The organism is Massilia glaciei, from assembly GCF_003011895.2.
GTDB lineage: Bacteria > Pseudomonadota > Gammaproteobacteria > Burkholderiales > Burkholderiaceae_D > Telluria_A > Telluria_A glaciei.
Window position 1 is genome coordinate 66,398 of the sequence record NZ_PXWF02000050.1, and the last position, 11,589, is coordinate 77,986.

The window sequence follows — 11,589 nt, forward strand, 5'->3', positions numbered from 1 at the left end:
CAACCGGTAATGCAAAATGATGATTCTGAAGGTGCCGTACGCGGAAAAAGACCAGGCCAAGGCGCTTGGCGCACGCTGGAACAACGAGCGCAAGGTGTGGTACGTGCCGGACGGCACGGTCAGCACGCCGTTCGAGCGCTGGATCGTCCCGGGGGCAAATCCGGCGGCGCCGGGCAAAGCATCGGGCGCCGCGCCGAAAGAAAAAGCGGGCAAGGTCGACTCGTACGTCGGCAAGCGCGTCGTCGGCGCGAACTTCATCGAATTGCCGCACGACTGCAATCCGTTTATCGCCTGCGAACAGTGCCGGGCCGCGTTGGCCGCCTCCGGTTGGACGGCCGCGCATGCCGCCGTGGCGGGCGCGGTCGCCGCACTCAATGCGGGGCGTTAAGCCGATCTGATCAAGTCGCGCTGGGGCGTATTGAGAACGCGGTCGGCCTGCAGCATGCGCTGCGGCAAGCTGCCGCTTACCAGCGTGAACGCAATGCCACGCTCGTCGAGCGTGCTCAATACCTTCGCGTGCACGCTTTGGCGCACCTCCTCCGACTCGCGTTGCAAGCCATCGGGAATCCAAGGTCCTTCCGCCGACGTGACGAGCGTGCAGGCGTAGTTGTGGACGCTGTCGAGCGCCGCCAGTTGCGCATCGACGCGGCCCCAATACACACCGCTGTAAATCGCCGTCATCATGGGCGTGGTGTCGCAAAACAGAAAGCGTGTGGCCAGTTGCGCGGCGGCGTCCTCGCGTTCGCGCTGGGTGCGCGCGATCGGAAACTGGTCGCCCTCGTACGGGACCCGGTTTTGCGTTTCGACGAATTCACGCAGGTATTCGGGCACCCACACCGTTTGGTAGTGGCTGGCCAGTGCCGCCGCCAGGGTCGACTTGCCCGACGATTCGGCACCCAGAATCGCCACCCGCTGCACCCGCGTCATGGGGTTGCTGCCTTTGCGACATGGGCTTCCTTTGCGACATTTGCTTCCTTTGCGACATTTGCGGCCTTTGCGCTCAGGCTCCATGCGCGCAGGCCGATGGCCGCCAGCACGACAAACACGGCGAACAGAATCGCGGTCAGGATCAGGTCCTTGAAAACGTACAAGCCGATGTAGAGCAGGTCGACGACGATCCAGACGATCCAGTTTTCTATTTTTTTGCGTGACAGGAGCACGGTGCCGACCAGACTGCCGGCGGTCAGGAAGCCGTCGACGAACGGCACGTCGGTGTCGGTGAAGTATTTCAGGAACAGGGACAGGACGGAATATGCGGCGGCCCAGCCACCCAGGTAGTACAGCCACTCCTTCTTGCTCAACCAGGTCGGCTGGAATGCGACGTTCTTGACGTCCGCAAGCAGCCACTTGGACCAACCCCAAAGCGAGACGACGATAAACACGATTTGCAGGCCTGTGTCGCCGTACAGGCGGGCGTCGAAATAGACAAAACCGTAGGTGGCCGAGGCGGCGATCGCAAACAGCCAGGCCCAGTGCGACTGGCGGATGTTCAGAAACACCATGGTCACCGAAAGGATGAAGGCAAGCAGTTCGGTTGCGTTGGTCGTAAATCCAAGGAGAGGTATCGGGTCGTTCATGGTCTGGGGGCTGTGGAGGGGTGGCGCCACCGGCAAAGGCATTGCCGCGCGCGCGACGAAGTATGCGGGAACTTGTCGAAATATGCAAAAAGGGTCGGAACGGGGGGCGCCTGCGCGCACTGTTTCAGAAATCGGCTTCCGATCGTCATCGATAAAATAGCCAACGTCATCCTCGCGAAAGCGCAAACGCATGCGTTTGGCCAATGCTGAGCTTGCAGCTATGCGCCTTCAAAAATTTTGGCTGCACAGCCCCAGGCCTGAAGATCCAAACTCCGCGTATAGACAGGTTCAGTATGGGTCCCCGCTTTTGCGGGGATGACGTTGGCTATTCTATCGATGAAGATGGTTTCTCGATTTCTGCCGCAAGCGCGAATAAAAAAAGCCGCAACGTCTGCCGTTGCGGCTTTTTTCGTGCATCCCCTGCGCGTTATTTGCGCGGGTATTCGAGTTACTTGCGCGGGTACCTGATGCTCATTTCCTTGAGCAGGTTGTCGGCATGGTCGACCTCCTGCATCACCCACAGCATGTAGCGGATATCAACGTGGATCGCGCGCGTGATCGTCGGGTCGAAGTAGAAGTCCTTGGTGATCGATTCATAGGTCGAATCGAAATTCAGGCCAACCAGTTCGCCACGTTTGTTCACAATCGCCGAGCCCGAGTTGCCGCCGGTCGTGTCCGCGCTCGACAGGAAGTTGACCGGCACGGTGCCCAACACCGGATCCTTGAAGACGCCGTACTGCTTGCCCTTGACCGCGTCGAGCAGCGTCTTTGGCGCAATGAACGGATCGACCCCGGTGTGTTTTTCGACGATGCCGTCGACCGTCGTGAACGGCCCTTTCGACAAGCCATCGCGCGGCGAATACGGCGCCACCGTGCCGTAGGTTACGCGCAGGGTGCTGTTGGCATCCGGGTACACCGGCTTGCCCTGGGTTTTCTTCCATGCGATGACGGCCGCCATGTATTGCGGGATCACGCGTTCGAGGTTGCCGTCGATTTCCTTGCGCCGGTTCTCAAGCGCCATCGTGGCGTCGGACAGCTTGACGGCCAGCTTGATGAACGGGTCGTCCGAAGCGGTGAACGCCGCCACGTCCTTGCCGACCCATGCGAGGCGCTTGGCGGTGTCGCCAAGCTCGGACTGCGCGTACATCGAAGCGAGGGCGTCGGCGGCGGGCAGCGCGGCGTCCACGCCGGGCGGATGCATGGCCGCGGCCAGCTTGGCATAGCGATTCAGGCCCGCCGCAAAACGCGCCTGGTCGACGCCGCGGTCGTACGACTGCTCGAGCCGGTTCATGCGCGCCTTGATGAACGACAGATCGCGCGCCTGGAAGCCGCTTTCACGCTTGGCGTCGGGTTTTTGGCCTTCGAACGCGAGGCGGTACATCGAACGCGCGCTCTTGAGCAGGTCGCTGTTGGAGGCGACCGCCCAGGCGAATTCCTCCTGCGAGAGCGCCATGTCGGCCGCGATCACCGCGTCAAGCTCGGCCAGCAGCGTCTTCGAGTTGGCGCCCTTGCCCGCCTGCCGCGCGTACCAGGCGCGGAACTCGGCATCCTGCACGTCCTTGACGGCCGCGATGTCCTTGCGCGCAAAGCCGTCGAGCAAGCCCTGGGTCTTCTTGAGCACATTGCTGCGGCTCTTGGCCACGCTGGCGTAGCGCACCTCGAGCGCGGGCTTGCCCGCCACCGCCGCTGCGATGGTTGCCAGGTCGGCGGTGATCTCGGTCACACCCCGCGGAAAAGTGAACTCGCGCGCGAAGCGGATTTCGGCCGGCAGCTTGTAACGGCTGGTGCGTCCCGGATAGCCGGCCAGCAGAATCGGATCGCCGACCTTCAATCCCTCGGCCGAAACGACCAGGAAGTCCTTCGATTTGTACGGCACGTTGTCGGGCGAGGGATCGGCCGGGCGGCCGTCCTTGCCGACATAGGCGCGCAGGAAGGCGAAGTCGCCCGTGTGGCGCGGCCATTCGTAGTTGTCGATGTCGCCGCCGTAGTTGCCGATCTTGTCGGACGGCGCGTACACCAGGCGCACGTCACGCACCATCATCTGGCGGATCCGGTAGTACTCGAGGCCGCGGTGGAAGGCCGGCACCGAGCAGCGGTACATTTTATCGGTCTCGCATTCGGCGATCAGCGCCTTGACGCGGCTCTCGACCTCCTCGTGGCGCTCGCGCCCCGACATCGAGGCCGACAAACCCTTGAGCACGCGCTCGCTCACGTTCTCCACCTTGTCGGTAACGTAGACGCGCGCGTTCGGGCCCGCGGGCAGCTCCGCGCCGCGCGTCTTGGCCAAAAAGCCGTTGACGATGTAATTGTTCTCGGCCGTCGAGTTGCGCTGTACCGCGTCGTAGGCGCAATGGTGGTTGGTCACGACCAGGCCGTCGCCCGAGACGAACGAGGCCGAGCAGCCGCCCAGCGAGACGATCGCGCTCATCGGGTGTTTGGTCAGGTCGGCGAGCTTTTCGGCGGGGATGGTGATCCCGATGCGTTTGAGTTCGGATTTTAGTTGCGGCAGTTGGTGTGGCTGCCACTGGCCTTCGTCGGCGCTCGCGGTGGCGAATGCGCCCAGCAAGGCGATAGGTAATGCGATTGATTTAAACAAGATATACCCCTGATGATAAATGCATGCGGGAGTATATCCCTCTTGCAAAACCGTGGAAACGCTTTTTGCCCCTGGCGGCGCCGCAGCGTGGTTTATTGAGGCGTCGCCCGCCAGGTTCCGCCCAACGACTGTATGAGCGTCACGGCCGTGACCTGGCGCTCGGCCTGCGACTGCACCAGCGCGCGCCGCGCCGACAAGGCGGTCTGCTGCGCCTGCACCACCTCGGTGTAACCGACCTGCCCCGCCTTGTAGCGGTTGAGCATCTGGGCCTCGACCTGGTCGGCCGCCTCGGACGCCTGGCGCCGCAAAACCTGCTGCTGCGCCAGCGTGTGGGTGGCGGTGAGCGCGTTCTCGACGTCGGCGAAGGCGTCGAGCACGGTCTGGCGGTAGCGCGCCACCGCCACCGCGTGCTGGGCCTCGGCGCCGGCCACCCGGGCCCGCGTGGCGCCCGCGTTGAACAGGGTTTGCGCGGCGCCCAGGCCGAACGACCAGAGCGCGTTCGAGGCGCTGAACAGGCCCGAGACCGCGCTGGCCGTGTTGCCGATCGAGCCGCTCAGGTTGAGGCTCGGGTAGTAGGCCGCGCGCGCGATGCCGATGTCGGCGTTGGCGGCGGCCACGCGGCGTTCGGCCGAGGCGACGTCGGGGCGGCGCTGCAGCAGCGTCGACGGCACCATCGGCGGGATCGCCGGCACGGCGCCCGTCCACGGCCCGGCGGCGAGCGCGAAATCGGCCGGCGCCTTGCCCAGCAGGACCGCGATCGCATGCTCGTACTGCGCGCGCTGGCGCGCCAGCGCCAGCTCGTCGATGCGCGCGCCGGCCAGCTGCGTCTGCGCCTGCAGCACCGCGGTTTTGCCTTCGATGCCGGCCGCGTAGCGGTTCTGGGTGATCGTCGATACGCGCTGGTAGCCCTCGATGGTCGAGGCGAGCAGCGCCCTTTGCGCGTCCGCCTGGCGCAGCGAAAAATAATTGGCGGCCAGCTCGCCCTGGGCCGACAGGCGCGCCGCCGCCAGGTCGGCCGCGCCGGCCCCGGAGCCGGCTTGCGCGCCGTTCACGCCGGCGCGCAGGCGGCCCCAGATGTCGGGCTCCCAGCTGGCGCGTATGTCGAGCCGCAGCCGGCTTTCCGATTCGCCGCCGCGCGCGCCCGAGCGGTTGGCGCGGGCGTCCGCGCCGATCACCGGAAACAGCGAGGCGCGCTGCTGCGCCACCAGCGTGCGCGCCTGCGCGTAGGCGGCCACGGCGGACGCCACGTTCTGGTTCGACACCTCGACCCGCGCCGCCAGATCGTTCAGGATCGGATCGTTGAACAGGGTCCACCAGGGCCCGCGCTCGAGCGTGTCGGCCGGCGCCGCCGCCACCCAGCCCCGCTCGGCCTTGAAGGCGGCCGGCTCGGCGGCGGTGGGACGCTGGTGGGCCGGACCGACGGCGCAACCGCCGATCAGGCACGCCGCCAGGGCGAGCGTGGAAAGTCGGGGGGATCGGATCGGACGCATGGGGACACTCACGGTGATGTGGAAAGGCGGCTCAGATCGCGTTCGGCGCTGCCGCGCCGGCGCAATTTGTCGAGCATGAGGTAGACCACGGGCGTGGTCAGGAGGGTCAGCAGCTGGCTCGCCACCAGGCCGCCGATGATGGCGATGCCGAGCGGGCGGCGCAGCTCGGAGCCCTCGCCGAAGCCGATCGCCAGCGGCAGGGCGCCGAGCGCCGCCGCCAGCGTCGTCATCAGGATCGGCCGGAAGCGCAGCAGGCAGGCCTCGCGCACCGCGTCGAACGGCGTGGCGCCGCGCGAGCGCTCCGCCTCGAGCGCGAAATCGATGATCAGGATGGCGTTTTTCTTGACGATGCCGATCAACAGGAACACCCCGATCAAGGCCATGATCGAAAACTCCAGATCGAACAGCAGCAGCGCGAACACGGCGCCGACGCCGGCCGACGGCAGCGTCGAGAGCACGGTGATCGGATGGACCAGGCTCTCGTACAAAATGCCAAGCACGATATAGATCACCACGATCGCCGCCAGGATCAGCAGCGGTTGCTCCTTGTTAGACTCCTGCGCGGCGCGGGCGATCCCCTCGAAGCTGCCGCGCACATTGTTGGGCAAGCCGATGTCGGCCTCGGCCTGGCGCACCGCGGCTTGCGCCTCGTCGAGGTTGCTGCCCTCGGCCAGGTTGAACGACACCGTCGTGGCCAGCTCGCCGTCCTGGTGGCTGACCGAGGTCGGGGTCGCGCTTTCGGCAAAGCTGGCGAACGCCGACAAGGGCACCATCGTCGTCGCCGCGTTGCTCAGCGCCTGCCCGCTGGCCGGGTCGCGCGCGGCCGCGGCGTTGGCCTGGGTGGCCGCGCCGGCCCTGGCCGGCACGTACACGTCGAGCAGCGCCTCGGGGCTGGTCGCGTAGCGCTGCGCCACGCCCATGATGACCTTGTACTGGTTGAGCTCGTCGTAGATGGTCGAGACCTGGCGCTGGCCGAAGCCGTTGTAGAGCGCGTTGTTCACGTCGCGCATGTTCACCCCCATGCGCGCCGCGCTGTCCTTGTCGACCTCGACGAAGGTCTCGACCCCGTTCTCGGCCAGGTCGGTGTCGATGTCGACCAGCGCCTCCTGCTGCTTCATGGCGTCGGCCAGCTTGGCGGCCCAAAGTTTCAGGTCGGCGCTGCTGTCGCTCTTGAGCGTGTACTGGTAGGTCGAGTTGCTCTGGCGCCCGCCCAGGCGCAGGTCCTGCACCGGATTGAGCCACAGCGACACCCCGGTCACCGTCGCCAGTTGCGGGCGCAGGCGGGCGATCACGGCCTGCCCGCCGTCGGCGCGCTCGGAGGCCGGCTTGAGGTTGACGAACATGAAGCCGCCGCCGGCGCGCGCGCCGCCGGTGAAGCCGACCACGGTGTCGACCGCCGGATCGCTCTTGATGATGTCGACCAGCTGCTTGAGCTTCGTCTGCATCGCCTGGAACGAGATGCTCTGGTCGGCCCGGATGCCGCTGCGGATCTGCCCGGTGTCCTGCTGCGGGAAGAAGCCCTTGGGCACGGCCGTGAACAGGTACACGTTCAGGCCGACCACGAAGGCGAGGATCAGCATCACCAGCGCCTTGCTCGCCAGCGCCCAGTCGAGCGAACGCTCGTAGGCCTTGTGCATGCGCTCGAAGCCGCGCTCGGACCAGCGCGCCAGCCGCCCCGGCGCGCGCTCTATGCCGCCCGGCTTGAGCAGCCAGGCGCACATCATCGGCGTGGTCGTCAGCGAGATGACGAGCGAGATCATGACCGCGGCCGACAGCGTGACCGCGAATTCGCGGAACAGCCGCCCCACCTGCCCCTCCATGAACAGCAGCGGGATGAACACCGCCACCAGCGACAGGCTGATCGAGAGCACCGTGAAGCCGACCTCGCGCGCGCCCAGCAGCGCCGCCTTGGAGCGGTCCATGCCCTGTTCGATGTGGCGGCTGGTGTTCTCGAGCACCACGATGGCGTCGTCGACCACGAAGCCGGTCGCCACCGTCAGCGCCATCAGGCTCAGGTTGTTCAAGCTGAAGCCGAGCAGGTACATCACGCCGAAGGTGCCCAGCAGGGACACCACCGTGGCCACCGCCGGAATCAGCGTCGCGCGCACGCTGCGCAAAAACAGGCTCACCACCAGCACCACCAGCAGGATCGAGATCACCAGCGTGAGCTCGATCTCGCGCAGCGAGGAGCGGATCGAATTGGTGCTGTCGGAGGCGACCTGCAGCCTGATGTCCTGCGGCAGCTGGGCCTGCAGCGACGGCAGCAGCGCGCGGATCGCGTCGACCGTCTCGATCACGTTGGCCTCGGGCTGGCGCGTGACCAGCACCACCACGGCCGGGTCGCCGTTGAACAGGCCGAGCGTGTTGACGTTCTCGACCCCGTCGACCACCTCGGCCACGTCGTCGAGGCCGATCGCGGCGCCGCCGCGCCAGGCCACCACCAGGGTGCGGTAGTCGGCGGCGCTGCGCCCGCCCGTGGCGCTGTTGCCCTGGGCGTAGATCTGCAAGGTGTTGCCGTCCGCCTCGATCGCGCCCATGGGGCGGTTGGCGTTGCTGGCCTGGAGCGCGGCGCGCACGTCCTCCATCGACACGCCGTGGCGGTTGAGCGCATACGGCAGCAGCTCGACCCGCACCGCCGGCAGCGAGCCGCCGCCGATCTCGACGTCGCCCACGCCCTTGACCTGGGCGAGGCGCTGCTGGACCAGGTTCGAGACCGATTCGTAGATCTGCCCGGGCGACTTGGTGCGCGAGGTCAGCGCCAGGATGATCACCGGGGCGTCGGCCGGGTTGGCCTTGCGGTAGGTCGGATTGCTGCGCAGGGTCGCCGGCAGGTCGGCGCGCGCGGCGTTGATGGCCGCCTGCACCTCGCGCGCGGCCGAGTCGATCTTGCGGTTGAGGTCGAACTGCAGGCTGATCCGGGTCGAGCCGCGGCTGCTCGACGAGGTCATCTCGTTTACGCCCGAGATCACGCCGAGGCGCCGCTCGAGCGGCGTGGCCACGCTGCTGGCCATGGTGTCGGGGCTGGCGCCGGGCACCGAGGCGCTCACCGAGATGGTTGGAAAATCGACCTGCGGCAGCGGCGAGACCGGCAGCGCGAAAAACGCGCCCGCGCCGGCCAGCGCGATGCCCAGCGTGAGCAGCACCGTCGCGATCGGACGCCGCACGAACGGTTCGGACAGGTTCACTTGGCCGCCCCGGCCGGCGCGTGCGCGGGGCGCGGCCGCCAGCGGCGCGCCAGGCTGTCGAAGCCGAGGTAGATCACCGGCGTGGTGAACAGCGTGAGCACCTGGCTGACGATCAGGCCGCCAAAAATGGCCAGCCCCAGCGGCCGGCGCAGTTCGGCGCCCTCGCCCCAGCCGAGCATCAGCGGCACCGCGGCGAACAGGGCCGCCAGGGTGGTCATCAGGATCGGACGGAAGCGCAGCAGGGCCGCCTGGTGGATCGCCTCGCGCGCGCTCTTGCCCTCGTCGCGCTCGGCCTCGATGGCGAAGTCGATCATCATGATCGCGTTCTTCTTGACGATGCCGATCAGGAGGATGATGCCGATGATGCCGATCACGCCCAGCCCCTGGCCGCTGACCATCAGCGCCAGCAGGGCGCCCACGCCGGCCGACGGCAGGGTAGACAAGATGGTCAGCGGGTGGATGTAGCTCTCGTACAGCACCCCGAGCACGATGTAGACGCAGACCACGGCGGCCAGGATCAGCCAGAGCTGGTTCGACAGCGAGGCCTGGTAGGCGCCGGCCGCGCCGAGGAAGGTCATGCTCACCGAGGCCGGCAGCGCGATCTCGCGCGCCGCCGCGCGGATCGCGTCGACCGACTGCCCGAGCGAGGCGCCGGGCGCGGTGTCGAAGCCGAGCGTGGTGGCCGGATACTGGGCCACGTGGGTTATCTGCAGCGGCGCCGGCCGCTCGGTGATGGTGGCGACGGCCGACAGCGGCGTCGGCGCGCCCGAGCCGGTGCGCAGTTGCAGCCGGCCCAGCGCCTCGATCCCCATCGCCGGGTCGCGCCGGGCCTCGAGGATCACGCGGTACTGGTTGGTCTCGGTGAAAATGGTCGAGACGATGCGCTGGCCGTAGGCGCTGTAGAGCGCGTCGTCGATGTCGGCCGGCGTGATCGACAAGCGCGCCGCCGTGTCGCGGTCGATGTCGACAAAGGCGGCCACGCCGGTGGCGCCGGCGTCGCTGACCACGTTGCGCAGCGCCGGCTCGCGCCGCAGGCGCTGCTCGAGCTTGTCGGCCCAGGCGGTCACGGTGGCGCTGTCGGCGCCCTCGAGCGAGATGCGGTACTGGGTCGGCCCGGTCTCGGCGTCGATCGTCAGGTCCTGGGTCGGCTGCAGGTACAGCGTCACGCCGGGCACCTCGGCCACGCGGCGGCGCAGGCGCTCCATCGTCACGTCCTGGTGGTCGGCGCGCCCGCCCTTGAGGTTGATCAGCATGCGGCCGGTGTGCAGCATGGTGTTGTTGGCCGCGTCGACGCCCACGTTGGAGCTGAGCGAGGCGACGTCGGGGTCGGCCAGGATCGCCCTGGCGGCCCGTTGCTGCAGGCGCGCCATGCCCTCGTACGAGATCCCCTGGCGCGCCTCGACCCGCGCCTGCAGCTGGCCCGTGTCCTGGGTCGGGAACAGGCCCTTGGGGATGAGCAGGTACAGCAGCACCGTCAACAGCAGCGTGGCCAGCGCCACCAGCAGGGTCAGGCCCTGGCGCGCCAGCACCCAGTGCAGGGAGTGGTCGTAGCGGACGATCACGGCGTCGAAGAACGCCTGCGAGCGGCGCGCGAAGGCGTTCGGTTTCTCGTCGGCGTGGCCGCGCAGCCAGCGCGCCGACATCATCGGCACCAGCGTGAGCGAGACCACGCCCGAGATCAGGATCGTGATGGCCAGCGTGACGGCGAATTCGCGGAACAGGCGCCCGACCACGTCGCCCATGAACAGCAGCGGGATGAGCACCGCGATCAGCGAGACCGTCAGCGAAATGATGGTGAAGCCGATCTGCGCGGCGCCCTTGACGGCGGCGGCCATCGGGGTTTCGCCCTTTTCGATGTGGCGGGCGATGTTCTCGATCATGACGATCGCGTCGTCGACCACGAAGCCGGTGGCGATGGTGAGCGCCATCAGGCTCAGGTTGTTGAGGCTGTAGTCGAGCAGGTACATCGCGCCGCACGCGCCGATCAGCGAGATCGGCACCGACAGGCTGGCGATGACGGTGGCGCGCAAGCTGTGCAGGAACGAGAAGATGACCAGCACCACCAGCACCACCGCCAGCAGCAACTCGATCTCGACGTGCTTGACCGAGGCGCGGATGCCGGTGGTGCGGTCGCTCAGCACCTCGAGCCGCAGGGCCCCCGGCAGGCTCGCCCGCAGTTCGGGCAGGCGCTCCTTGATGGCGTCGACCGTGGCGATCACGTTGGCGCCGGGCTGGCGCTGCACGTTGAGGATGATCGCCGGCTTGAGCCCGGACCACGCGCCCAGGCGCACGTTCTCGGCGCTGTCGACCACCTGCGCCACGTTCGACAGGCGCACCGGCGCGCCGTTGCGGTAGGCGACGATCAGATTTTTGTAGTCGTCGACGGCCAGCAGCTGGTCGTTGGCGTTGATGGTGTACGAGCGCGTGGGGCCGTCGAAACTGCCCTTGGCGCTGTTGACGTTGGCGCCGGCGATGGCCGAGCGCAAGGTGTCGAGCCCGAGCCCGTACGACGCGAGCGCGTCGGTGTCGGCCTGGATGCGCACCGCCGGCCGCTGGCCGCCGCTGAGCGTGACCAGGCCCACGCCCGAGACCTGGCTGATCTTGAGCGCGAGGCGCGTGTTAACCAGGTTCTGCACCTCGGTCAGCGGCATGGTGTCGGAGGTGATCGCCAGTGTCAGCACCGGCGCGTCGGCCGGGTTGACCTTGGCGTAGATGGGCGGCGCCGGCAAGTCGGTCGGCAG

Annotated in this window: 7 protein-coding genes; 1 reads left to right on the forward strand and 6 read right to left on the reverse strand. The window is 67.5% G+C overall.

Annotation, left to right across the window (positions count from 1 at the left end; translation table 11 throughout):
* Positions 1-16: 16 nt before the first annotated feature.
* A complete protein-coding gene (locus tag C7C56_RS04040; protein WP_106756207.1) occupies positions 17-388 on the forward strand; it encodes a DUF5710 domain-containing protein in 372 nt (123 codons plus the stop codon).
* Here the strand turns inward: C7C56_RS04040 and C7C56_RS04045 are convergent.
* The 6 genes from C7C56_RS04045 to C7C56_RS04070 form a co-directional block, all read right to left on the reverse strand.
* Positions 385-927 (reverse strand): AAA family ATPase, encoded by a 543-nt coding sequence (locus C7C56_RS04045; protein WP_106756208.1) that lies wholly within the window; start codon positions 925-927, stop codon positions 385-387. The genes C7C56_RS04040 and C7C56_RS04045 overlap by 4 nt on opposite strands.
* On the reverse strand, positions 924-1,769 hold the full coding sequence (gene pnuC / locus C7C56_RS04050; RefSeq protein ID WP_307719018.1) for a nicotinamide riboside transporter PnuC: 846 nt from the start codon (positions 1,767-1,769) through the stop codon (positions 924-926). The genes C7C56_RS04045 and pnuC overlap by 4 nt, the downstream gene beginning before the upstream one ends.
* A 256-nt stretch (positions 1,770-2,025) precedes the next feature.
* The gene (locus C7C56_RS04055; protein ID WP_106756210.1) at positions 2,026-4,173 is read right to left on the reverse strand and encodes a S46 family peptidase; all 2,148 of its coding nucleotides are present in this window, start codon (positions 4,171-4,173) and stop codon (positions 2,026-2,028) included.
* A 92-nt stretch (positions 4,174-4,265) separates the two neighbouring features.
* Complete coding sequence (locus tag C7C56_RS04060) at positions 4,266-5,663, reverse strand: efflux transporter outer membrane subunit (protein ID WP_106756211.1); 1,398 nt, start codon at positions 5,661-5,663, stop codon at positions 4,266-4,268.
* A gap of 8 nt (positions 5,664-5,671) precedes the next feature.
* Positions 5,672-8,848, reverse strand: coding sequence for an efflux RND transporter permease subunit (locus C7C56_RS04065; RefSeq protein ID WP_106756212.1), 3,177 nt, complete (start codon positions 8,846-8,848; stop codon positions 5,672-5,674).
* Positions 8,845-11,589: efflux RND transporter permease subunit (locus C7C56_RS04070; RefSeq protein ID WP_106756220.1), on the reverse strand; the 2,745-nt coding region annotated here is incomplete at its 5' end. The genes C7C56_RS04065 and C7C56_RS04070, both read right to left, overlap by 4 nt.

Excerpts from the sequence above, each read along its gene's own strand:
- pnuC (WP_307719018.1), bottom strand. The coding sequence starts at position 1,769 with ATGCGTTTGCGCTTTCGCGAGGATGACGTTGGCTATTTTATCGATGAC.
- C7C56_RS04060 (WP_106756211.1), bottom strand. The coding sequence starts at position 5,663 with ATGCGTCCGATCCGATCCCCCCGACTTTCCACGCTCGCCCTGGCGGCG.
- C7C56_RS04040 (WP_106756207.1), top strand. The coding sequence starts at position 17 with ATGATGATTCTGAAGGTGCCGTACGCGGAAAAAGACCAGGCCAAGGCG.
- C7C56_RS04045 (WP_106756208.1), bottom strand. The coding sequence starts at position 927 with ATGACGCGGGTGCAGCGGGTGGCGATTCTGGGTGCCGAATCGTCGGGC.